26 protein-coding genes are annotated in these 24913 nt (G+C 35.4%); 25 read left to right on the top strand and 1 reads right to left on the bottom strand.

Annotation, left to right across the window (positions count from 1 at the left end; all coding sequences use genetic code 11):
• The first annotated feature begins 65 nt into the window (after positions 1–65).
• The 15 genes from codA (at position 66) to phnX (ending at position 15716) form a co-directional block, all read left to right on the top strand.
• Positions 66–1313, top strand: a complete 1248-nt coding sequence (gene codA, locus BHF70_RS11515; protein WP_075760355.1) for a cytosine deaminase — start codon at positions 66–68, stop codon at positions 1311–1313.
• Positions 1314–1331: 18 nt separating this feature from the next.
• Positions 1332–2528 (top strand): PucR family transcriptional regulator, encoded by a 1197-nt coding sequence (locus tag BHF70_RS11520; RefSeq protein WP_075760356.1) that lies wholly within the window; start codon positions 1332–1334, stop codon positions 2526–2528.
• A gap of 206 nt (positions 2529–2734) precedes the next feature.
• A complete protein-coding gene (gene deoC / locus BHF70_RS11525; RefSeq protein ID WP_075760357.1) occupies positions 2735–3409 on the top strand; it encodes a deoxyribose-phosphate aldolase in 675 nt (224 codons plus the stop codon).
• 21 nt (positions 3410–3430) lie between these two features.
• Entirely contained in the window at positions 3431–4447 is a 1017-nt protein-coding gene (locus tag BHF70_RS11530) for a Gfo/Idh/MocA family oxidoreductase (RefSeq protein ID WP_075760358.1), read from the top strand.
• 12 nt (positions 4448–4459) lie between these two features.
• The gene (locus BHF70_RS11535) at positions 4460–5869 is read left to right on the top strand and encodes a PTS mannitol transporter subunit IICB (protein WP_075760359.1); all 1410 of its coding nucleotides are present in this window, start codon (positions 4460–4462) and stop codon (positions 5867–5869) included.
• Positions 5870–5949: 80 nt separating this feature from the next.
• Positions 5950–6708, top strand: coding sequence for a DeoR/GlpR family DNA-binding transcription regulator (locus tag BHF70_RS11540; protein ID WP_075760360.1), 759 nt, complete (start codon positions 5950–5952; stop codon positions 6706–6708).
• Positions 6709–6726: 18 nt separating this feature from the next.
• Positions 6727–7155: a PTS sugar transporter subunit IIA gene (locus BHF70_RS11545; protein WP_083638515.1), complete on the top strand. Its 429-nt coding sequence runs from the start codon at positions 6727–6729 to the stop codon at positions 7153–7155.
• A 116-nt stretch (positions 7156–7271) separates the two neighbouring features.
• Entirely contained in the window at positions 7272–8555 is a 1284-nt protein-coding gene (locus BHF70_RS11550; protein WP_075760362.1) for a M18 family aminopeptidase, read from the top strand.
• Complete coding sequence (locus tag BHF70_RS11555) at positions 8555–9223, top strand: YoaK family protein (RefSeq protein WP_075760363.1); 669 nt, start codon at positions 8555–8557, stop codon at positions 9221–9223. Before BHF70_RS11550 ends, BHF70_RS11555 begins: the two co-directional genes overlap by 1 nt.
• Positions 9224–9342: 119 nt before the next feature.
• Complete coding sequence (locus BHF70_RS11560) at positions 9343–10212, top strand: MurR/RpiR family transcriptional regulator (protein WP_075760364.1); 870 nt, start codon at positions 9343–9345, stop codon at positions 10210–10212.
• A gap of 179 nt (positions 10213–10391) precedes the next feature.
• On the top strand, positions 10392–11171 hold the full coding sequence (locus tag BHF70_RS11565) for an ABC transporter ATP-binding protein (RefSeq protein ID WP_075760365.1): 780 nt from the start codon (positions 10392–10394) through the stop codon (positions 11169–11171).
• A gap of 33 nt (positions 11172–11204) precedes the next feature.
• Positions 11205–12842: an ABC transporter permease subunit gene (locus BHF70_RS11570; protein ID WP_075760366.1), complete on the top strand. Its 1638-nt coding sequence runs from the start codon at positions 11205–11207 to the stop codon at positions 12840–12842.
• Positions 12839–13849 (top strand): extracellular solute-binding protein, encoded by a 1011-nt coding sequence (locus BHF70_RS11575; protein WP_192846108.1) that lies wholly within the window; start codon positions 12839–12841, stop codon positions 13847–13849. The genes BHF70_RS11570 and BHF70_RS11575 overlap by 4 nt, the downstream gene beginning before the upstream one ends.
• A 3-nt stretch (positions 13850–13852) precedes the next feature.
• On the top strand, positions 13853–14950 hold the full coding sequence (locus tag BHF70_RS11580; protein WP_075760367.1) for a 2-aminoethylphosphonate--pyruvate transaminase: 1098 nt from the start codon (positions 13853–13855) through the stop codon (positions 14948–14950).
• Entirely contained in the window at positions 14943–15716 is a 774-nt protein-coding gene (gene phnX, locus BHF70_RS11585; protein WP_075760368.1) for a phosphonoacetaldehyde hydrolase, read from the top strand. The genes BHF70_RS11580 and phnX overlap by 8 nt, the downstream gene beginning before the upstream one ends.
• A gap of 43 nt (positions 15717–15759) precedes the next feature.
• Here phnX and BHF70_RS11590 read toward each other — a convergent pair whose 3' ends face one another.
• Positions 15760–16311, bottom strand: a complete 552-nt coding sequence (locus tag BHF70_RS11590) for an HD domain-containing protein (RefSeq protein WP_075760369.1) — start codon at positions 16309–16311, stop codon at positions 15760–15762.
• 176 nt (positions 16312–16487) lie between these two features.
• Between BHF70_RS11590 and BHF70_RS11595 the strand changes: the two genes are divergently transcribed.
• The 10 genes from BHF70_RS11595 (at position 16488) to BHF70_RS11640 (ending at position 24910) form a co-directional block, all read left to right on the top strand.
• A complete protein-coding gene (locus BHF70_RS11595; RefSeq protein WP_075760370.1) occupies positions 16488–17597 on the top strand; it encodes a prephenate dehydrogenase/arogenate dehydrogenase family protein in 1110 nt (369 codons plus the stop codon).
• Between the two features lie 3 nt (positions 17598–17600).
• Positions 17601–18881 (top strand): 3-phosphoshikimate 1-carboxyvinyltransferase, encoded by a 1281-nt coding sequence (gene aroA, locus BHF70_RS11600; protein ID WP_075760371.1) that lies wholly within the window; start codon positions 17601–17603, stop codon positions 18879–18881.
• A 31-nt stretch (positions 18882–18912) separates the two neighbouring features.
• Positions 18913–19686 (top strand): HAD family hydrolase, encoded by a 774-nt coding sequence (locus BHF70_RS11605; RefSeq protein ID WP_075760372.1) that lies wholly within the window; start codon positions 18913–18915, stop codon positions 19684–19686.
• A 42-nt stretch (positions 19687–19728) separates the two neighbouring features.
• Positions 19729–21006 (top strand): glycoside hydrolase family 10 protein, encoded by a 1278-nt coding sequence (locus BHF70_RS11610; protein WP_075760373.1) that lies wholly within the window; start codon positions 19729–19731, stop codon positions 21004–21006.
• Positions 21007–21153: 147 nt separating this feature from the next.
• Positions 21154–22680, top strand: coding sequence for a sodium/proline symporter PutP (putP, locus tag BHF70_RS11615; RefSeq protein ID WP_075760374.1), 1527 nt, complete (start codon positions 21154–21156; stop codon positions 22678–22680).
• Positions 22681–22818: 138 nt separating this feature from the next.
• Positions 22819–23079 carry a spore coat associated protein CotJA gene (locus BHF70_RS11620; RefSeq protein WP_242946363.1) on the top strand — a complete coding sequence of 87 codons (261 nt, stop codon included), beginning with the start codon at positions 22819–22821 and terminating at the stop codon, positions 23077–23079.
• Entirely contained in the window at positions 23076–23336 is a 261-nt protein-coding gene (locus BHF70_RS11625) for a spore coat protein CotJB (protein WP_075760375.1), read from the top strand. The genes BHF70_RS11620 and BHF70_RS11625 overlap by 4 nt, the downstream gene beginning before the upstream one ends.
• A 1-nt stretch (position 23337) precedes the next feature.
• Complete coding sequence (locus BHF70_RS11630; protein ID WP_075760376.1) at positions 23338–23940, top strand: manganese catalase family protein; 603 nt, start codon at positions 23338–23340, stop codon at positions 23938–23940.
• A 219-nt stretch (positions 23941–24159) separates the two neighbouring features.
• Entirely contained in the window at positions 24160–24426 is a 267-nt protein-coding gene (locus BHF70_RS11635) for a PqqD family protein (protein WP_075760377.1), read from the top strand.
• Between the two features lie 4 nt (positions 24427–24430).
• Positions 24431–24910, top strand: coding sequence for a S24/S26 family peptidase (locus BHF70_RS11640; protein ID WP_230973597.1), 480 nt, complete (start codon positions 24431–24433; stop codon positions 24908–24910).
• Positions 24911–24913 lie beyond the last annotated feature (3 nt).

Here is a 24913-nt window from a genome sequence, read left to right on the forward strand (position 1 = left end):
TAGAAAACTTTTTCTATATTATTATGAAAAATAAATTTAAGAATAAACAAAGGCAGGAAGTCAATATGAAAAAATATATAAATGCAAGATTAAAAGGGAAAAAAGAACTGGTACAGTTTTTGGTATGGGATGGAATGATTCAGCAGATTGAAAAGGAAATTCCTGCAGAATGTGAAACTATTGATTTACAGGGAAATCTGGTAATTCCACCATATGTAGATCCACATATCCATTTAGATTATGTTTTTACAGCCAATATCGGAGAAACCAATGGTACAGGTACTTTGTTCGAAGGAATCCAAAGATGGAGTGAATTTAAAGAACAGCAAACGGTTGAAGAAGTAAAAGAACGTGCTATCAAAGGAATTCAAAAAGAAATGCTGCAAGGTGTTCAGTGTATGAGAACTCATGTGGATGTAACAGATCCAAATCAGACTTCTTTGAAAGCTTTGCTGGAAGTAAAAGAGAAAGTGAAAGATTTGGTAGATCTGCAGATTGTAGCATTTCCACAGGAAGGAATGTATGCATATAAAGGTGGAGATGAGCTGGTAGAAGAAGCATTGAAAATGGGTGCTGACTGTGTAGGTGGAATCCCTCATTATGAACTTGCAAGAGAATTTGGAGAGAAATCTATTCATAAAGTTGTAGAACTAGCTGTAAAATATGACAAACTGATAGATGTTCACTGTGATGAAACCGATGATATTCAGAGCCGCTTTCTGGAATTGTTAAATGCACTGGTCCTTATAGAAGGTATTGGAACAAAGACAGCTGCCAGTCATACATGTTCTTTCGGCTCTGCAGACAACAGTTATGCTTTTCGAATGATGAAACTGTTAAAGCAGTCTGGAATAAACTTTATTTCCTGTCCGACAGAAAATATCTATCTTCAGGGTCGTCAGGATACATATCCAAAACGTCGAGGGCTCACAAGGGTAAAAGAATTAAATGATAATGGAATCAATGTTTGTTTCGCACAGGATTCTATGTCAGACCCTTGGTATCCATTGGGAAATGGAAATATGATGAACATTCTGGATCATGGAATTCACATTGCACAGATGATGTCTCCGGAAGAAATTCAAAATGATCTGGATCTTGTTACGGTAAATGGTGCAAAAACAATGAACCTTATGGATCATTATGGCATTGAAGAGGGAAAACCTGCCAATTTTATTGTGCTGGATGCCAAAAACGAATTTGACGCTATCTGTGAAAGAGCAGGAGTTCTGGCATCTGTCCGAAATGGAGAGTATCTATTCAAGAAAGAACCTGAGAAGATTCAGCAGGCAGTAACGTTACTTCAGAAGTAGAAGAAGGGAAGATTAGCAATGTTTCAATGCAAAGATTTATTGGCCTTGCCAAGTATGGCAAAAGCCAGAGTGATTTCAGGTAAGGGAGGAATGAATCGTGGAATACGATGGGCTTATAAAGCAGAAACCATGGATTTTTCTCAATGGATTCACGGGCAGGAACTCTTGATTATCAGTGCACCGGTAATTCAAAAAGCAGATTTTGATTTGTTTGCATTGATACAGGAAGCCATTGAAAACCGGATGTCTGGAGCATTGCTTTTAATAGGTGAAAAGTATGTAGCGGCAATTTCAAAAGAAGTGATGGAAATTTCCAATCGAAATGATTTTCCTCTGATGGTGATACCGTGGAATGTTCCGTTGGTCAATATTTTTGAGGAAATGGGGCATGCAATTTCCTATCATGAAAATATGGAAAATGATGGGGAAGATTTATTGGCAAGTATTATTTTTGGGAATAATATCAATATTCATACATTAGAACTAAAAAGTCAAATGATTGGTTATGATATAACGCCGCCACAGCAAATTTTTGTGATTCACTTTTTTAAGGAAAAAGGAAAAGATGCTTTTCCTGCTATGGAAAATATGGAAAAACAGGAAATTATTCAAAAAATTATTGCTGTTTTTAAAGAAAATGGTTATCAGGTTCTTGCATCCTGCTATAGCAATAATCTGGTAGGAATGATGCAGGCGGAAGAAAAGAAAAGAGAAAAAGCAGAGTCTGCTTATGAAGAAATATGCCAATATTTAGCAGATGAAAAGAAGGAATGGAGCTTTGCAATCGGAGTTGGGAAAAGTTATGAGCATTTGGCAGATTTGCAGAAAAGTTTTCAGGACGCATCCAAATGTATTACTTTGGCAGAAAAACTTCATAGACATCAGGAGGTTCTGTGGTATGACAAACTTGGTTTTTACCGATTATTGATGTCTTTTGAAAACCAAGAATTATTAGAGAGTTATTGTGAAGAAGTAATAGGTGGATTGATTCAGTATGATGAGGAAAATCATACTGAGTTAGTGGAAACTTTAAAAGAATATTTTCTGCAAAACTGTAACCTTCAAAACACATCAGAAAAGATGTTTATTCATAGAAACACAATCAAATATAGATTGCAGCGAATTGAACAGTTAACAGGAAAATCCTTCCATGATGCATTTGAAATATTGGAACTGCATAATGCAGTGATTATTTATACCATGTATCATGAGTAAGTTAAAACATATGTAATCTTAAAAAAGAGACTTTCATAAGTAATTATGAAAGTCTCTTTTTTAATAATAATCTTTATTTAATTTCATTATGTTTTGAATTATACAATTTAAATGTTGACAAATAAACGGAAACGATGTAATATAAAGATACAAACAAAGAATAATAAAACAAAACAAAAGAAAATAAAGAAAGTTGAGGTTACAAAATGGTATCAGTAGAACAATTGGCAAATATGGTGGATCATACAAATTTAAAGGCATTTGCAGATGATGCAGCATTTCAGAAGTTATGTGATGAGGCAAGAGAATATAATTTTAAAATGGTAGCAATTAATCCGGCACAGACAGAAAGATGTAAAGAAAAGTTGGCAGGATGCCCGGTACATGTAGGGGCAGCAATTGGATTTCCTCTCGGACAGACAACTTTAGAATGTAAAGTCTTTGAGACAAAAGATGCTATAGAGAAAGGTGCCGATGAAATTGATTATGTGATTAATATCGCAGAACTGAAAAATAACAATTATGATTATATTAAAAAAGAGATGGAAGAAATCGTGAAGATATGCAGAGATGCCAATGTAATTTCTAAAGTTATTTTTGAAAACTGTTATTTGACAGATGATGAAAAGAAAAAAGTTGCAGAAATTGCCAAAGAAGTAAAACCTGATTTTATTAAAACATCCACTGGATTTGGAACTGGTGGAGCAACGGTAGAAGATGTAGCATTGATGAAATCTGTTGTTGGAAATGAAGTAAAAGTAAAAGCTGCTGGTGGAATTCGTGATTTAAAAACAGCTTTGGCTATGGTAGAAGCTGGAGCAGAAAGACTTGGAACAAGTGCAGGAGTAGCAATCATAGAAGAATACAAAAAACAGAAGTAATTAGAAAGGAATGAAACCGAAATGAAACAGGAAGTAAAGATTTGTCTGATTGGTTCTGGAAGAGCCGGAATGATTCATGGACATAATTTTGTTGGACGAGTTCCAAGAGGTAAAATCGTTGCTGTTTGTGATCCTGTTGGGAATGTGGCAGAAGAAGCAGCAAAAGAGTTAGGAATTGAATTGTCTTATAAAGATTATAACGATGTAATGAAAAACCCAGATATTGATGCAGTTGTGATTGCCTGTCCGACTAAATTTCATAAAGAAATTACAATTGCAGCAGCTGAAGCAGGAAAGCACATTTTCTGTGAAAAACCAATGGCAATGGATGAAAATGAATGTGATGAAATGATCGCAGCAGCCGAAAAAAATGGAGTCAAACTTCAGATTGGGTTTATGCGTCGCTTTGATGAAAGTTTTCAGGAAGCGAAAAAATTAATTGAATCAGGAGAAATTGGAGAAGTTGTTTCCGTAAAATCTCATACGAGAGGACCAAGTAAACCAAAAGAATGGATGTATGATATTTCTATCAGTAATGGGCCTCTTGGAGAGGTATGCAGTCATGACATTGACACAGTCCGATGGTTTACAGGAAGTGAAATCAGCAGTTTATATGCTGTAGGCGGTAATTATCGAAACAAAGAAGTTGCAGAGAAATATCCTGATTTTTACGATAATGTGATTATGAATGTGGAATTTGAAAATGGAATGCAGGGAATTGTAGAAGGTGCTCAGTATGTTCAGTATGGATATGATGCAAGAGTAGAAATACTTGGAACAGAAGGAGTAATTTCGTTAGGCGATATTCATGAGAAGAAAGTTATGACTTGTACAAAGAATCATGATATAAAACGTCCGACGATGCATAGCTGGACCTATTTGTTCAAAGATGCATATGTGGCAGAGGATACAGCTTTTGTTGATGCAATTCTTGATGATACTGAGGTTTTGGCAACCGGGCATGATGGGAAAATGGCAGTACGGATCGTAAAAATCGGAAATGAATCACTGAAAGAGAAAGCAATTAAAATATTATAAAGGAGGATAACTATGGGAAACAGTAGTACAGGATTTCGTGCAAAAATCCAAAAATTTGGAGGTGTGCTAAGCGGCATGGTAATGCCAAATATTGGCGCATTTATCACATGGGGATTAATTACAGCAATTTTCTTAGAGACAGGATGGGCACCAAATGCAAAAATTGCTAAATTAATTTCACCAATGTTAACTTATTTACTACCGATTTTAATTGGATATACGGGAGGAAAGAATTTCTACGGTGATCGTGGAGGAGTCATTGGTGCAGCAGCTACTATGGGTGTCATTGTAGGCTCAGATATCCCAATGTTTATGGGTGCTATGATTATGGGTCCAGTTGCAGCATTGTGTATGAAGCAGGTGGATAAACTATTTGAGGGAAGAATTAAGCCAGGATTTGAAATGATTGTAAATAATTTTTCCTGTGGAATTCTTGGAATTTTCTTGGTATTAGCCGCATATTTTGGAATTGGACCATTGGTACAGGCATTAAATGCGGTTCTATCTGGAGGTGTAAACTGGATTATTGCAAAAGGTTTAACACCGTTTGCAAATGTATTTATTGAGCCGGCAAAAGTATTGTTTTTAAATAATGCAATTAATCATGGGATTTTATCACCGATTGGTATTACACAAGCAGCCAAAGCTGGAAAATCTATTTTGTTCATTTTGGAACCAAATCCAGGTCCAGGTGTTGGTGTACTGTTGGCATATAGCTTCTTTGGAACAGGAACAGCTAAGAGAACAGCACCAGGTGTAGCAATTATCCATGCATTTGGTGGAATTCATGAGCCATATTTTCCATTTATCTTAATGAAACCTCAGATGATTCTCGCATCCATCTGTGGTGCAGTATCTGGTAACTTCGTATTCCAGACATTTAACTGTGGATTGGTTGCAACAGCATCTCCAGGAAGTTATTTTTCAGTATTAGCAGTTGCTCCAAAATCTGATTATATTCCAATCATCGCAGGTATGTTGTTATCTACGGCAGTATCATTTGTTGTAGGATCTCTTATTCTAAAGGTTTCCAAAGGTGGAGATGACTATGATGATGCAGTGGATAAGAAAGATTCTATGAAAGAAGAAGGAACAAGTAAAGTAGTAGAAACAGCAGTTGATTTGAAAAATAAGGTAATCAAAAAAGTATTCGTTGCATGTGATGCGGGAATGGGTTCTAGTGCCATGGGAGCATCTATTCTCAAAAATAAAATAAAGGAAGCAGGATTTGATGATATTGAGGTGAAAAATGTAGCTATTCCTGATTTGCCGGAAGATGTAGATATTGTAGTAACTCATGAATCATTAACTCAAAGAGCAAAAGATGTAAGACCAAATGCTGTACATTTCTCTGTAGATAACTTCCTTGCAGGAGAACAGTATGATGTGATTATTGAGAAAATAAAGGCAGCTAGAAAATAAAATTTAATCGCATTCATTTACAGAAATTCAGGAATGAGATATAATTTTTTTTAAAGATATCTTTTAAAGGAGAAAATGCGATGTTTGCGGAAGAAAGACAGGAAAAAATCTTAGAATTGTTGAAAAAAAACCGACGGGTTAGCAATACAGAATTGATACAGGAATTTGGAGTCAGTGGAACAACGATTCGGATTGACCTGACAGAGCTTGAGCAGAAAGGGTTACTTTCCAGAACTCATGGTGGAGCGATTGTAAGAGAAGATCCTGTTTTTGGAGAAGACTCCATTTCTTCTCGAAAGGAGAAAAATAAAAGCGAAAAAGAACAGATTGCAAAGAAGGCCCGTGAGGAAATCCAGGATGGAGATACCATATTACTAGACAGTGGGACTACAGTTTTAGAGCTGGCAGCATTATTAAGTGATGTGAGAAATTTAACGGTTATTACCAATGACCTTCAGGTTGCTTTAAAGCTTCAGAAATTTCCAGAAATACATTTGATTCTTTTAGGAGGACGAGTTCGAACTTCTTTTGAATGTACAGTTGGCGGAATGGGAATACGAGCATTGCAAGATTTTTCCGTGGATAAAGTTTTTATGACGACCAATGCGTTATCCGTTGCAAAAGGGGCAACTACTCCGAATCTTGATAATGCTGAAATAAAGCGGGAAATGATGAAAATTGGTAACCGAAAATATTTGTTATGTGATAGCAGTAAAATTGGGACAAAAACCGTATGTTCTTTTGCTAAAATTTCTGAATTTGATGTGATTATTACAGATAATCATATTTCGCAGGATATGAAGAAAGTAATGGAAGAACAGGGAGCTTTGGTTCGGTAAGTTCAGAAAGGAATGGCTGTGAGCAATATTTTTGATAAAGATAGTATCGTGTTAGGTGCAAAATTCAGCGATAAAAAAGAAGTTATTGAAGAAACAGGGAAACTGCTTTTGAATCGAGGACATATTCAACCAGAATATATAGATGCCATGTTGGAGAGAGAAGAAAAATTTTCCGTATATATCGGAAATGGAGTGGCTATTCCGCATGGGGTTGGAGGTTCTGAGAAGTATATAAAATCATCAGGAATTGCATTGATTCAAGTCCCAGATGGAGTATCCTTTGGAAAAAATAAAACAGCTTATGTTATTATAGGAATTGCAGGAGTTGATGGAGAACATTTAGACATTTTAGCAAAACTTGCAATTACCTGTTCTGATATAGAAAAGATTGAAAAAATTCGTATGGCAGTTTCTAAGGAAGAAATATTAAAGTTAATTGATATGTAAAATAAAAATGTATAGGAAAAATCCTGAGAATATGTAGAAAAATATTCTCAGGATTTTTGAAAGTCTTGAAGGATTGTGTTATTCTTGATAGAAAGACGATAATGGGAGGTGTTTTTATGAATCATAATGTAGATTGTCTGCTTGAATTTATCAGAAAAAGCCCCAGCTGTTTTCATGTAATAGAAAATGTAAAGAAACAACTATGTGCACAAGGCTTTGAGGAATTATCAGAAAAAGATCATTGGAATCTTCAGGAGGGAAACAGGTATTTTGTTACGAGAAATGACAGTTCTATTCTTGCTTTCAGGATTCCCAAAAAGAATTTTTCCGGATTTCACTTGATTGCCAGTCACAGTGATGCTCCGACTTTTCGGATCAAAGAAAATGCTGAGATAAAAGTAGAAAAACACTATACAAAGTTAAATACAGAAAAATATGGTGGGATGCTTTTAGATACATGGTTTGACAGACCGTTATCTGTAGCAGGCCGTATCATCGTCAACGAGAACGGGAAATTGAAAAGTCATTTGGTAAATATTGACCGGGATTTATTGATGATCCCACATCTGGCAATTCATATGATGAGAGGCATAGATAAAAAAGAATTAAATCCACAGGTGGATTTACTGCCTTTATTTGGAGGAAATTTGGAAGAGGGGACACTGCTGAAATTAATTGCAGAAAATACAGATGTTTCAAGAGATGATATTTTGTCTTATGATTTATTTTTATATAATCGTATGAGTGGGACTGTTCTTGGAGCTGATGAAGAGTTTATTGCATCTCCGAAACTGGATGATTTGGAATGTGCATTTGCATCCCTTCAGGCATTTCTTGAGTCTAAATCAGAAGATTATGTAACCATGTGCTGTATTTTTGATAATGAAGAAGTAGGAAGTGGTACAAAACAGGGAGCAGGTTCTACATTTCTACCGGAAGTTCTTCAAAGAATATGTTATGCGACAGGAAAAGATCAGGAAGAATATTTAATGGCAATTGCAGACAGTTTTATGTTATCTGCAGATAATGGACATGCAGTTCATCCTAATTATACAAATAAGACAGATCCTTCCAATCGCCCGTATTTAAATGAAGGAATCTTATTAAAATTCAATGCTGCTCAGAAATACACAACAGATGGACAGTCTGCTGCAGTAGTAAAATATCTTTGTCAAAAGGAAAATATTCCATATCAGACATTTTTTAACCGTTCAGATATGCCGGGAGGTTCAACTCTTGGAAATATTTCAACTGGACAGGTATCTATGCGTTCAGCAGATATTGGACTGCCGCAGCTGGCGATGCATTCGTCATATGAGATGGCAGGAAGTAAAGACTTAGATGATATGATACGTCTTATGACAGCATTTTATTTGTCAGGAAGGGAAGTGAATTTCTAATGGAGGAACAACGACTCCAGATGTCGGAAAGTTTTCTTCTGACAGCCTTATTGGCAATCGTAGGTGGATTTTTAGATGCATACAGTTACCTGCTTCGAGGAAATGTTTTTGCCAATGCCCAGACAGGGAACATTGTATTGTTCGGTGTATATCTACAAAAAGGAAATCTGCAAAAGGCTTTTTATTATTTTATTCCAATCCTTGCATTTGCATTTGGCGTTATTCTGGTAGAAATAGTAAAAAAACTGTTTAAAGAAGAACATAAAATACATTGGAGACAAAGAATTATTTTGCTGGAAATCATATTGATAACGCTGGTAGGTTTTATACCTTTGGGGAAATTGAACGTTATTGCCAATGTATTAATTTCTTTTGTATGCTCAATGCAAGTTGAAACTTTTCGTAGAGTACACGGACATCCCTTTGCCAGTACCATGTGTACAGGGAATCTTAGAAGTGGAACAGAATCTCTGTTCCAATACCTGGAAACAAAAAATAAAGATTATCTGATAAAGGGATATCGGTACTATGGAATTATTGTATTTTTTATTTTAGGTGCTGCCATTGGAGGATATATGACTGGAGTAATAGGGAATACATCTGTTTTTTTATGTAGCATATTACTTCTAATAGCAATGGTGATCATGATAAAAGAGTATAGAATATAGTTTTACAAACATTTAACATAGTTGTCCGTTAGGAATATTACTGTATATGCTAAAATAAAAACGCGGTATTATTAAAAAAATATTTTAATTTTTTGTAGAAAAATTACAGGAGAAATATAATGGAAATCAGTATTAAGATATTGATAGAAACGAAATATGGAGACTTGAGGGCATCAGAACAAAAGGCGGCAGATTATATTCTGGAAAATATAGATGAAATTCCTGGTCAATCCTTACATAAACTGGCGAAAGAATGCAATGTGAGTCAGCCAACTATTTTAAGGCTGCTTAAAGCCCTTGGATTTCAGGGATTTAAAGAATTTCGCCATGCGTTGACTGTAGAAACAGCTCGAAAACAGGAGCCGAAGCTACCTCAGCCCATGTATGGATATTCATTAAATCCAGATGACCGACTGGAAGATATTCCAAGAAAGATTTTCATGACAACAACAAATATGATGGAAGAAAACTTAAAAAATATATCTATAAAAACTTATAAAAAAGTTATAGAAGTTTTGAATGAGGCAAGAATCATTGATATTTATGGTGTGGAAAATTCCAATGTGACAGCACGAGATTTGCTGACAAAATTATTATATCTTGGATTAAACTGCAGACATATGGATGATGACTATCATCAGAGAATTTGTGCCAGCAATCTGACAAAGGAAGATGTGGCTATTGGAATTTCTTATTCCGGCTGTTCTGCGGACACTATTGAGGTTATGAAGATTGCTAAAAAGAGTGGAGCAACAACTATTGTAATAACTAATTTTAAAGATTCTGCAATTAGTAAATATGCAGATCTTCTGATTTGTACCAGTCAGGATCAAATGTTCTATGGAGATGCTATTTTTTCGAGAACAAGCCAGCTTTTACTGGTTGATATGATTTATATGGGATTGTTGATATCACGTTATGAAACTTATTCACAGAAACTTGACAGAAGCAGTAAGATAATAAGCGATAAAGCTTATTTAGAACATTAGAATTTTGTAATTTTACTACAATTTAGCAGAGTAAAAACCATGTAAAGATTTACATTCTCTTTACATGGTTTTTATTTTTTTATGATAGTTTAAGGGAAAATCGGTTGCTATAATCATCCATGTTTCAAGACAAAACCAGAAGGTTAAATCTGATTGATCAAAAAAAGGAGTTTCATTTTATGTTAAAACTGGAGAATATAAAAAAATCATATGACCAGACAGTAGTATTAGATGGGATTAATCTGGAAATCCAGGATGGAGAGATTGTCTCTATATTAGGTCCATCTGGATGTGGAAAAACAACGTTATTAAATCTGATTCTCGGGATAACAGATGCAGACAGTGGAAAAATCATTTATAACGGTGAAGATATGACAAATCTTCCAATGGAGAAGAGAGGATTTAATATTGTATTTCAGGATTATGCATTATTTCCTAATCTGAATGTTTATAAGAATATTACTTATGGATTGAGAAATAAACCTGATATTTCAACAAAAGAGGAAGTAAAGGATTTAATAAACCTGCTTGGATTAAGAGAACATTTATCAAAGAAAATAGAACAGCTTTCTGGAGGACAGAAACAGAGAGTTGCACTTGCAAGAACAATGGTTATGAAACCTAAAATTCTTTTGCTGGATGAACCATTGAGTGCGTTGGATGGTGTTATTAAAGAGTCTATAAAAGATCGTATCAAGACAATAGCGAAAGAATATCATCTGACAACTATCATTGTTACACATGATCCGGAAGAAGCGTTGACATTATCTGACCGTGTATTGATAGTAAATGAAGGAAAAATTGCTCAATTTGGAGAGCCGGAGAAAATTATAAATGAACCTGAAAATGAATTTGTGGAAAAATTTATTTTAAATCAGTTGAGAATAAAGAAAAATAATATCTTTAATTTGTTTGGTGGAAATGAAGGCAAGATGGAAAGGGATATTCTAGTTTCTTGATAAAAGAGATGAAATATTGATTAGGATAGAAGGATGAAAAATAGAAAAAATATAGAGATTAAGCTGATATATACCATTATAATGCTGGTTTTCCTTATGTTTCTGGCAGTGCCGTTCTTTAAACTTTTAAATCAGGCTTTTTTAGGAGAAGGTTCTTTTACGCTTAAATATTTTAAAGATATTCTTAGCGGAACAGGTTTTATAAGGGCCTTGAGAAACAGTCTGACGGTATCATTACTAAGCTCTCTTATTACAACGATTCTGGCTTTTATACTGGCATATACCATTTATTATACGAGAGTGCCGGGATTTTGGAAAAAAATCGTTCACTGGATAGCATTACTTCCCATGCTGCTTCCAACGATTACCTATGGATTTGCCATTATTTATTCTTTTGGAAAACAAGGTCTTCTGACAAAAATCTTTGGACATGAAATTTATATGTATGGATTTCCGGGATTGACTCTCGGTTACGTAATCTATACGATTCCGACAGCATTTATGCTGATTTATAACACTATGGGATATATTGATAAAAAGTTCAGTGTGGTATCCAGACTAATGGGAGATAGCGCGATAGCAAATTTCAATATTTCTGTACTAAGGCCGTTGCTTGGAACTTTGGCAACTTCAATGATACAGTCGTTCTTTTTAAGTTTTACAGATTTTGGTATTCCGGCTTCTGTTGGAGGAAAGGTGGATACTATTGCAGGTATTCTTTATCAGGAGATGCTTGGAAGTATTCCGGATTTTAATCGTGGAGCAGTGGTGGCAATTGTTATGCTGATGCCGTCAGTGATAAGTATTCTTATTTTAAAATGGCTGGAGAAATATAACATTCGTTACAATAAAATTTCTTCTGTAGAGATTAAGAAGAATCTGATGCGTGATGGAATATTTGGAGTAATCAGTGCATGTATTATGCTTGCTATATTATCTGTTTTTGCAGTTATATTTGTGATTCCATTTGTTGAGGAATGGCCGTATCGATTAAGTTTCAGTATGGAGCATGTAACAGCTGTATTTGAGGATCCTAACTTAATTGGAGTATATACAAATTCTTTATTTGTGGCAGCAGCCACAGCGGTTGTGGGAGTTCTTTTAAGCTATGGAGCTGCTTTGATTACAGCAAGAAGTACATTAAATGATAAATTAAAGAGTGTTATAGAAGCAATAGCTCTGGTAATTAATACGATTCCTGGAATGGTTCTTGGTATTGCATTTTTATTGACGTTTAGCGGAACAAATCTTCAGGGAACATTCATTATTTTAATTGTGTGTAATGTGGTTCATTATTTTTCAACACCATATCTGATGGTAAAGAATTCTTTATCAAAAATGAATGCATCATGGGAAACAACGGCAATGCTTATGGGTGATACATGGCTGAAAACCGTCATTCGTATTGTAACGCCAAATGCTTTTGGAACTATTCTTGAAGTGTTTAGTTATTACTTTGTAAATGCCATGGTAACCATCAGTGCAGTTATCTTTCTTGCAGGAGCACATACTATGGTAATTACAACAAAAATCAAAGAGCTGCAGTATTATAACAAATTTAATGAAGTCTTTGTTTTATCTATATTAATTCTGATAACCAATATCATTGCGAAATATTTATTCCAATGGTTGGCAAATAAAAAAACAAATTATAAAGGAGAAGAAAAATGAGAAAATTTATGAAAAAAGTGTCTATTGCCCTAATGGCAGGATTGATGGCTACAACTGGTCTGGCAGTGACTGGATGCAGTTCAAAAAAGGCAGATGAAAAAGTAGTTATTTACTCAAATGCAGATGACGAAGCTGTGGAATCAATGAAAAAAGCGCTGGATGGAAACGGATATAAAGGGAAATATGTATTCCAGACCTTTGGTACATCAGAACTTGGAGGAAAACTAATTGCAGAGGGGAAAAAGATAGAAGCGGATATGATTACTATGAGTACTTTTTATGTAGAAAGTGCACAGGATAAAAATAAAATGTTTAAAGATCTTTCTTTTGACAGAAATCTTCAGAATGAAAATAAATTTGAAAAGTACGAATCTCCAATTACTGCACAGGAAGGAACTTTAATACTGAATACAGAAGTTATGAAAGAAAATAAACTTCCAGCACCAAAATCTATCAAAGATCTGGCAAAGCCTGTCTATAAAGGATTTATTTCTGTGACAGACGTAAAAGCATCTTCTACAGCATGGCTGCTGATTCAGGGACTTGTTTCTGAATATGGAGAGGAGGAAGCTCAGAACATTTTAAAGAATATTTATGAGAATGCTGGAGATCATATTGAAGATTCAGGTTCCGGTCCAATCAAAAAAGTAAGAGCCGGAGAAGTGGCAATTGGATTTGGATTAAGACAGCAGGCAGTTGCGGACAAAAAAGATGGACTTCCAATTGATTATGTTGATCCAACAGAAGGAAACTTTACATTAACAGAATCTGTAGCAGTCGTTGATAAAGACGATAATAATAAGAGTAAACTTGCAATGGAAATGGCAGAATGTATTATTAAAAACGGCAGATTAGAACTTATTAAATACTATCCGGTGCCATTATACAATGGAGAAAAAGAAGATGCAGAACAGAAATCAGGTAATCCAAAAGAATTCAAAGAAAAATTAACATTAGATTTATTGAAACAGCATCAGCAGTTATCAGAAAAAGCAATGGGGAAATAAAGTATGAATTATAAATTATTAACACCAGGTCCGTTAACCACAACGGATACTGTGAAAAAAGAAATGATGTTTGATCATTGCACATGGGATGATGATTATAAAAAAATCACTTTGAATATCCGGAGCGGACTTTTAAAGCTTGCCCATGCAAATGAAGATGATTATACCGTTATTCTTATGCAGGGAAGTGGAACTTTTGGCGTGGAGTCTGTGTTAACAAGTGCAGTAGGTTTGGAGGATAAACTTCTGATTGTTGCAAATGGAGCATACGGAGAGCGTATGGAGGATATTGCAAAGCATGCAGGATTATCTTATGTTATTTATCATCAGGATTATGATAAGGTGCCTGATGCTGAAGAAATTGGGAGAATTCTTGATCAGGATATGTCCATCACCCATGTATCCATGGTACATAGTGAAACAACATCTGGTATTTTAAATAATATTGGGGAAGTAACAAGAGTCGTAAAACAGAAAAACCGTACCATGATTATTGATGCCATGAGTAGTTTTGCCGGTGTTGACATTAAAGTGCAGGATCTTGGAATTGATTTTCTGATCAGCAGTGCTAACAAATGTATCCAGGGAGTTCCGGGATTTTCATTTATTATCGCCAGGAAAAATGCTTTGATGAAAACCAAAGGGCAGGCAAGAAGTCTTTCTTTAGATTTGTATGACCAGTGGGAAACTATGGATAAGGATGGAAAATGGAGATTTACATCTCCTACGCATACAGTGCTTGCATTTGCAAAAGCAATGGAGGAACTGGAACAGGAGGGGGGAATCGCAGCACGTTCCAAACGTTATTATGATAATAACCGGGAAATCATTCGTAGATTTAAAGAAATGGGCCTGGAAACCTATATCAAAGAAGAACAACAAGGTCCGATCATAACAACATTTTTGTTTCCTGAAAATGCTGATTTTACGTTTGAAGAAATGTATGATTATATCAAGAAAAGAGGATATGCCATTTATCCTGGAAAGGTTACAGAAGCAGCAACATTTCGTATAGGAAATATTGGAGAAATATATAAAGAAGATGTGGATGCTCTTTGTGACATTATGAAAGAATTTCTGGAGGATAAGAAGAATGGATAATAAAATAGAAGCAGTAATATTTGACTGGGCAGGAACAACTATCGATTATGGATGTTTTGCACCTGTACAGGCTTTTTCAGAAGTGTTTGAGGAATTCGGAGTGAAACCAACTATGGAAGAAGTCCGAGAACCTATGGGAATGTTAAAAATTGAACATATTCGAACAATGCTCAAAATGGAACGTATACAGAATTTATGGCAGGAGAGATATGGTCGACCGTCAAATGAAGATGATGTACAGGCCATGTACAAAGTTTATGAGGAAAAGTTATTTGGAGTACTGAATCTGTTTGTAGATGTTAAACCTTATGTACTGGAAGCAGTAAGAGAACTTCGTGCCAATGGGATAAAAATCGGGTCTACTACCGGTTATACAGACGAGATGATGGAAATTGTGACAAAGACCGCAAAAGCCAATGGCTATGAGCCGGATGCATGGTTCAGTCCGGATTCTGTAGATTCAAAAGGACGTCCTTATCCATATATGATTTTCAAAAATATGGAAGCTTTAGATGTTACTTCTGTAAAAAATGTTGTTAAAGTAGGAGATACGATTTCAGATATAAAAGAAGGAATTAATGCAGGAGTTATATCAGTTGGTGTGATTGAGGGAAGTTCAGAAATGGGTCTCTCTGAAGAAGAATATAATAATCTGTCAGAAGATGAAAAAAATAATCTTTGTCAGAAGGTAAAAGATTCTTTCCTTAAAGCAGGAGCAGATTATGTAATTAACAATATGTCAGAATTGCCATCATTGGTTTTATAGAATGATTGATGAAAGAAATGAAAAAAGAAAGGGCTGATATGGTTTAATCAGTCCTTTTTTTTCCAAAAACCTGTTCTACAAGGTAACAATATTCAGTATATTGATGAAATTCTTTTAAATCCTCAAAGCCGTCAATTAAACTTTTATAGTACCATCCTTGCATGTCCTTGTCTTTCATATTAAATCGTTGCCAAAGTTCTTCTCCTATAGATTTGTAATCACGGGAAATTGCACGGATATTAGCAAGCTTATCCCCCATGGCCAGAATTTTGGAATTTAAAGAAGCTTCATTTTTTAGAAATTCAATGGTTCGACCTTTGCGTTCTACCCATGTTTTACTTTTATCTTCACTTTCCTGCTCAACATAAGAAGCAATTTTGTCTCCGAATTCTTTTCGGATATCTTCTATTGATACGTCTTCACAATCTTCTACAACATCGTGGAGAACAGCGGCACACATCATATCTTCATCCTTTGTCATTGCGGCAACGATTGAGGCTACTTCCAAAGGATGGATGATAAAAGGAAGATGAGTTCCTTTTCTTTTTTGTCCAGTATGGGCATCTGTAGCAAAAATAACGGCTTTCTCAAACATGACATGCTCCTTTATATAATCTAATTAAGTATAATCCATATTTATCATAAATCATTTTTTGACTCCATTCAATACAATTTTTTTTGATTTTTTACTTTTCTGCTTTAAAGTGGGAAATTGTTGACTTTTCAAATATGTAACGGTAAAATGAAAAGAAGAGTTTAAGGAGAAAAATGATGAAAACAGACAATAATTTTACGATTGGTTTTATTGGTCTGGGCTTGATTGGAGGCTCAATAGCCAAAGGAATAAAACGAGTCTTTCCTAATTATAAGATTATAGGATTCGATGAAGATAAAGAAACTTTAAAAGAAGCATTGAAGGACGGTATTGTTGATCAGATATCGGATGGAAATGAAAATGATTTTAAGGATTGTAATTATGTTTTTTTGTGCGCTCCGGTACAATATAATATAATGTATTTACAGGGACTGAAGAATGCCATTTCAAGTAATTGTATTATTACAGATGTGGGAAGTGTAAAAGGAGAAATACATAAAAAGGTTGAAGAACTTCAGATGGAAGAATGCTTTATTGGAGGTCATCCTATGGTGGGATCAGAAAAAGCAGGCTTTTCTTTCAGCTCAGACCGTTTGGTGGAGAACGCATATTATTTTATAACTCCAACAAAAAAAGTAAATGAAGAAAAAGTTAAAGAATTTACCAGTTTTATTGAGGAGTTAGGCGCACTTACGATTTTACTTGATTATAATCAGCATGATGCATTTACTGCTGCAATCAGTCATGTACCTCATATAATTGCAGCTGAACTGGTTCATCTTGTAAAGAATATGGATACAGATAATGGAATATTAAAGCAGCTGGCAGCTGGAGGATTTAAAGATATTACTCGTATAGCATCTTCTTCTCCGGTGGTTTGGGAACAGATTTCCCTTTCAAATAAGAAAAATATCAAAATGTTACTTCTTCAGGCCAAAGATCATCTGGAGGAGATAATTGAGGCATTAGATGAAGAAAATCATGACTATTTAAATACATATTTTAAAGAGGCAGGGGAATATCGGGATTCTGTACCGGATAGTGCAGTAGGTCTTATGGAAAAATCATATGAAATCTTTGTTGATATTCCAGATGAACCGGGAACATTATCTACTACGACTACATTACTTGCGCTGAATAATATCAGTATAAAAAATATTGGTATTATCCATAACAGAGAATTTGAAGAAGGTGTTCTGAAAATTATGCTGTATGATGATAAATCAGCAAAAAGAGCAAAAGAAATTTTAAGAGACAAAAATTATATAGTATATGAGAGGAAATAACAGATGAAACTTACAAGAGTAAACGGACTTCAGGGAGAATTATCAATTCCAGGAGATAAGTCGATTAGTCACCGTGCGGTTATGTTTGGATCCCTTGCAAAAGGAACAACCCATATCAGTAATTTTTTGTCAGGCGCTGATTGTCTGGCAACCATCGACTGCTTTAGAAAAATGGGAGTAGAGATTGAGCAGAATGGAACTGATGTAACAGTTTATGGTAATGGGCTTCATGGGTTAAAACAGCCAGAGGAAATTTTAGATGTAGGGAACAGTGGAACAACAACTCGTCTGATTTCCGGGATTCTTGCCGGACAGGATTTCCAGGTAACACTGTCTGGAGACGCATCATTAAATAAACGGCCAATGAAGCGAATCATGAATCCGCTGAAAATGATGGGAGCAGATATTGAAAGCGTTAATGGAAATGGATGTGCTCCATTGCATATCTGTGGTGGAAAATTAAAAGGAATTCATTATGAATCGCCAGTTGCTTCAGCACAGGTAAAGTCCTGTGCATTATTAGCAGGACTTTATGCAGATGGAAAGACAAGTGTGACAGAACCGGTACTTTCAAGAAATCATACAGAATTAATGCTTCGTTCTTTTGGAGTTCAGGTAGATTCAGAGGGTACAACGGCAACCATTACACCTCCAGATGAAATGTATGCTACGGATATTACTGTTCCAGGGGATATTTCATCCGCAACATTTTTTATTGTTGCCGGACTGATTACTCCAAATTCACATATATGCTTAAAAAATGTTGGAATTAATCCGACTAGAGATGGTATTCTTCGTGTATGCAGAGATATGGGAGCAGATATCACATTGGAGAACATTGTGGACAATGGTGGAGAACCAACGGCAGATATTATTGTAAAAACCAGTCATCTGAAAGGAACAGTTATTGGCGGGGAAGTAATCCCTACTTTAATCGATGAGATTCCGGTTATTGCATTGCTGGCAGCTTTTGCGGATGGAGAAACTGTCATTAAGGATGCTGCTGAATTAAAAGTAAAAGAGTCTGACAGAATTGCATTAACTGTAGATAATCTTGTAAAAATGGGTGTTGATGCAACAGCAACGGATGACGGAATGATTATTCGTGGAGGAAATAAACTTCATGGTGCAAGTATCCATTGTAAATATGATCACAGAATCGCTATGACTTTTTCCATAGCAGGAATAAATGCAGATGGAGAAACAATTATTGAAGATGCAGAATGTGTAGATGTATCTTATCCTACATTTTATGACCAGTTAAATAGTTTGCAAATCAAATAAAATATATTTATTATCAAGAAAGGGACACATTATGGAAAAAAAATATTTCTTTTTTGACATCGATGGAACTTTAACTGACAGGTCAACCAATGAGGTTGTACCAAGTGCACTGGAAACTTTAAGAAAACTTGAAGCAAATGGGCATTTTGTTGCTATTGCCACAGGACGAGCTCATTATAAAGCAGAAAAATTCACTAAGGCCTATGGATTTAAAAATATGGTTTGTAATGGTGGAAACGGCTATGTAATTGACAATGAATTTGTTGAAAACATTCCTCTGGATAAGGAAGGGTGTATAAAGATTGCTAATCAGGCAGAAGAACTGGGATATGGATGGTGTATTGTTTCAGATGATACCAGAGATGTATATATGAAAGATGATTTGTTTCTTCGTCAGGTTGGTAAAAGAAAAGAACCAACTAGATATATTATTGATGATCAGCTGGATCTGGAAGCTGTAGAAAAATATTTCAAAGTATATGTGGCAATTCCAAAAGAAGAAGAAGAAAAACTTACAACAAAAGAGTTAGTAGGACATCTTCGATTTGAACCAGAATATCTGATGTTTCAGCCGGATAATAAAAGAGGTGGAATTATCAATATGATGAAACATCTAAATGCAGATATTAAAGATGTTGTGGTATTTGGCGATGATTACAATGATATGGATATGTTTTGTCCGGAATGGTTTTCTATTGCTATGGGAAATGGATGTCAGGATCTGAAAGATGTTGCAAGTTATGTGACAGATACCAATGTAAATGATGGAATAAAGAAAGCATGTGAGCATTTTCATTGGATTTAGACATTATAGTTTCAAAGATTTAATTAAATATAGAGGGGTTATATGATGAGAATAGGGAAAATCCGTTTGACAGTATTGCTGTTAGTCAGTGCTCTGTTTGTAGATCTTTGCAGCCAGACAGTAATTGAAGCAGCTGGTACAGAGGAAACAACGGCTGTAGAAACAACTACAACAGCTGCTCCTGTAGAAACAACTGTAGCTTATGAAGAATATAAAGGATTTTGGTTTTCTTTTTATGATTACGATGCTTATCGTGTAAAATATAAAAAATGCACAGCATCAAACTTTCGATCTTATTTTACTGGAGTGGTAAAAAAAGGGAAAAATCTTGGAATGAATCATATTATTGTTCAGGTGAGACCTTTTGGAGATGCTATCTATAAGTCAGAATATTTTCCATGGTCAAAATATATATCCGGGAAACAAGGGAAAAGTCCGGGATTTGATCCACTAAAGATTATGGTATCAGTGGCTCATCAAAATGATATGAAGATTGAGGCATGGGTGAATCCATATCGTGTGACAAATGATTCCACAAATTACAAAAGATTATCAAAAAATAATCCGGCAAGGATATGGCATGCTGAGAAATCAACAAAGAGAAATGTTCTTTCATACGGAGGAAGTCTTTATTATAATCCTTCCAAAAAAGCAGTAAAGGACCTGATTATTAACGGAGTAAAGGAAATCGTACAGAACTATGATGTTGATGGTATTCATATGGATGATTACTTTTATCCGTTTTTTACCAAACAAAACGTTAAAACTGCATTTGATGCAAAAGAATACGAAGAATCTTCTTATAAGAAGAGTGGAAAAAGTATCTATGCATATCGTCGTGCACAGGTAAATAGTCTGGTCAGTCAGATGAAAGCTGCTATCAAAAAAATTAATCCGAATGTGACTTATGGCATCAGTCCTGCAGGAAATATCGATAATCTGACTAGCAAGTATTCTTATTATGTTGATATCTATCGCTGGTTGAATTCTACAAAGTATGTAGACTATATATGTCCGCAGATTTACTGGGGATTTAAACATCCAACAGCAAAATTTGATAAAATGACCGATCAATGGATTAATGCGGCAAAAAGTAAAAAGGTAAAACTTTACATTGGAATTGCCGTATATCGAGCGGGGTATTACACAGGAGAAAATCCAAGAGAAAAAAAAGAATGGAGATATGATACCAGTGTTTTGAAGAAGCAGGTATTATACGGACGCGGAAAAGGTGCAGATGGATTTTTATTCTTTGACTATCGGGATTTAAATAGTAAAAGGGGCAGGAAGACAGTAGCAAAATTAAAAACAGTTTTATAATAATTTATAAATTCGGTATTCCATACAATTGGAATAATCTTGCACTTTTACACTTTATTGTGCTATAATTGATATCATTATTTTAACCAAGTCAGAGATGACTTGGTTTCTTACATATAAAATAATAGACAGAAGAGGAGAGAGACTATGAAAATACCTATTTTAATTGCCATGATATTATATATGGCACTAGTTGTAGGAATTGGTGTTGTATTTAGTAAGAAAAATAAGACATCAGAGGATTATTTCCTAGGAGGAAGAGGTCTGGGACCGTGGGTAACAGCCATGAGTGCAGAGGCATCTGATATGAGCAGCTGGCTTTTGATGGGACTTCCTGGACTTGCTTATGCAACAGGATTCAGTCAGGCCGGATGGACTGCTATTGGACTGATCCTGGGAACTTATTTAAACTGGAAGATTGTAGCAAAACGTCTTCGCCATTATACAGAAGTTTCTGAGAATTCCATCACATTACCGGATTTTTTCAGTAATCGTTTTAAGGATGACAAAAAGATCTTAAGCAGTATTGCGGCTATTATGATTCTGGTATTTTTCACTGTATATACAGCATCAGGATTTGCAGCATGCGGTACATTATTTAACTCTGTATTTGGATTGAATTATCAGGCAAGTATGATTGTTTGTGCTATTGTTATTGTCCTTTATACATCACTGGGAGGATTTTTAGCAGCCAGTACAACGGACTTTATTCAGGGATTATTAATGTCTTTTGCAATTGTAATTGTTTTGGCTGTTGGTGTTTCAGCGGTCGGCGGTGTAGGACATGTTATTGAATATGGAAAAGGGCTGGAAGGATTTTTTGATGTGATGAAATACCATGATCCGGCCACTGGACATGCAGTATCACAGGGAGTTATTCCTATTCTTTCCGGATTGGCATGGGGACTTGGATATTTTGGAGTTCCACATGTTCTTGTAAGATTTATGGCAATCCGTAATCCTGAAGAGATGAAGAAATCAAGAAATATTGCAATGACATGGGTTGTCATTTCTCTGACAGTTGCAGTATGCATCGGATTTACAGGAGCTGCATTATATCCTAATGTAGAAGAACTGGCTGGTTCTGGAAATCAGAGAATCTTTATTTATATGACAACACATTTATTTAAAGGACTGCTTCCATTGTTTTTAGCTGGTATTATTTTATCAGGAATTCTTGCAGCAACTATGAGTACATCAGATTCACAGCTGCTGATTGCATCTTCCTGTGTATCAAAGGATTTATTCCAGGGACGTTTCAAAAATAATGCTACAGAAAAACATATTTTAGTTGTGTCAAGAATCACGACAATTGTCATTGCTATTGTTGGTGTTATCATTGCTATGGATGAAAACAGTTCTGTATTCGGACTGGTGGAAAATGCATGGGCAGGTTTTGGTGGTGCCTTTGGACCACTGGTTTTATTTTCATTATTCTGGAAACGTACCAATCTGAAAGGTGCTGTTGCAGGAATGCTCAGCGGAGGTATTCTGGCATTTATCTGGCCAATGACCTTTGCAAAACTGGGCGGTATTTTTGAAATTTATTGTCTGCTTCCTGCGTTTATAGTTTCATCAATCTTTATTATTGTGGTAAGTCTTTGTACAGAAGAACCGGATGAAGTCATACAGAAAGAATTTGAGGAAGCAAAACAATTAAGTAAAAATGAATAAATAATACTGAGGACGAAAAAATTCGTCCTCTTTTTTTGAAAAACTTGTCTTTTTTTCCATAGTATCTTCTTATTGGAATCTGCACATTCTGTTATTGTTCACATAAACTGTTAGTACAGAGAAGAAAGGAGAATGTTTGTGGAAAAATATATGGGGCAGAACTGTTCTTGTCAGAGAGAGCGTTCTATGGAACCAAGATGTGAATATGATACACCTATAAGAAACCACGGAAGATGGAGTCATCGTCATGCCGGTGTTGATTCTATGGTCGTTGCAATGCAGTATGTACCGTGGCAGCATTGGAACCAGATTTATTGTCCAGAAGAAGGATTGAGATATGGAACTATTTTTCCTGAACTAAATAAGCCATTTTATGGGAAAGGAGCCTGTCGTCGATGAATAAATATGATCAGAAAAAATTACTGAATTATATTGATGCAGTCAGTTTCGCCCTGATTGATACTACTATGTATTTAGATACTCATCCGGATGATCAGGAAGCAATCCTTCAGTTTCAAAAGTATCAAAGTGCAAGAAATAAGGCTTTAAAAGAGTATTCCCAATATTTTGAACCTTTAACCATTGATTCAGCAGAAATTACAGATACGTTTACCTGGGCAACGACAAAATGGCCATGGATGAAGGAGGGATGTTGAGATGTGGAATTATGAGAAAAGACTGGAGTATCCGGTAAATATTAAACAGAACAATCCACAGCTGGCAAAAGTTATCATTACTCAGTATGGAGGCCCTAATGGAGAACTGGGAGCCTCTATGAGATATTTATCACAGCGTTTTGCTATGCCGTATAAAGAGGTTTGTGGAGTCCTTACTGATATTGGAACAGAAGAACTGGCACATCTGGAAATTGTTTCTACCATTGTTCATCAGCTGACCAGCGATTTAACACCAGAGCAAATTGTTGCAGGAGGATTTGACCAGTATTATGTGGATCATACTACAGGAGTATGGCCTCAGGCAGCCAGTGGAGAGCCGTTTAGTGCTTCTATGTTTCAGTCTGTTGGTGATCCGATTACAGACTTAAGTGAAGATCTTGCTGCGGAACAAAAGGCACGGACAACGTATGACAATCTGCTTCGCCTGATTAAAGATCCTGATGTGAGAGATCCTATTGCCTTTTTAAGACAGCGGGAGGTTGTGCATTTCCAGCGTTTTGGTGAAGCACTTCGCAGAGTTCAGGAACATTTGGATTCTAAAAACTTCTATGCCTTTAACCCGGCATTTGACTGTAAGTCATAAGGTGAAGAGTAAATTTTTTGCAAAGAAGAGCCATTTTATCGTGGCTCTTTTTGTGTTTTAACATAAGGTATGATAAGATAAGGACAACACAGTTATGATTCAGAAAAAGAAATAAGAGATAGAGAAAAAGGAGGAAGAGAAATACTTCTTCCTTTTCTGTTGATTTTAGAGTAGAATAGAATGAGGTGTATTTAAATAAGGGTATTTTAGGAGGAAAAAATGAAACGAAATTCTGATTTTATGCTTAGAGATATTGCAGGTGAAGTTGTTTTGGTACCAACCGGTCAGGCAACCCAGCAATTTAATGGGCTGATCACATTAAATGAAGTCGCAGCCTTTATCTGGAAAAATCTGGACGAAGCAGGAACCAGAGAACAGCTGGTTAAAATGATCCTGGATGAATTTGAAGTTGATCAGAAGACAGCAGAGGCTGATGTTGATGGATTTATAAATGCTTTAAAAGAACATGATATGATAGTTGAGTAATTGAATGATGAAAATAGTTGATAATGAGAAACTGATTCCGGTATTAAGGGAATTGATACAGCAAGGAAAATCTGTAAATCTACTGATTAGTGGCAGCAGTATGAGTCCCTTTTTGATTCATCACAGGGATTATATTATATTTGAAAAGCCAGAAAAGCCATTAAAGAGAGGTAATATGGTTTTTTATCAGAGACCTAACGGCGCATATGTGATGCATAGAATCCATCATATTGATAAGAAGGGTAATCTGTTTATAATTGGTGATGCACAAACACAGATAGAAGGACCTGTGGATCAGAACTGTGTATTTGGAATCGTCACGAAAGTAAAGAGAAAAGGAAAATGGATAGAACCAGGAGATTTCTGGTGGGAGTTTTTTGAACATATATGGGTTCATATGATACCAGTACGTCATCTTTGTACAAAACTATATGGAATAATATACAGAATACGTTCAGCCGTATCTGTAGAAGATAAAAAATAATAA

It is taken from the genome of Anaerostipes sp. 494a (assembly GCF_001940315.1).
GTDB classification, from domain to species: Bacteria; Bacillota; Clostridia; order Lachnospirales; family Lachnospiraceae; genus Anaerostipes; species Anaerostipes faecalis.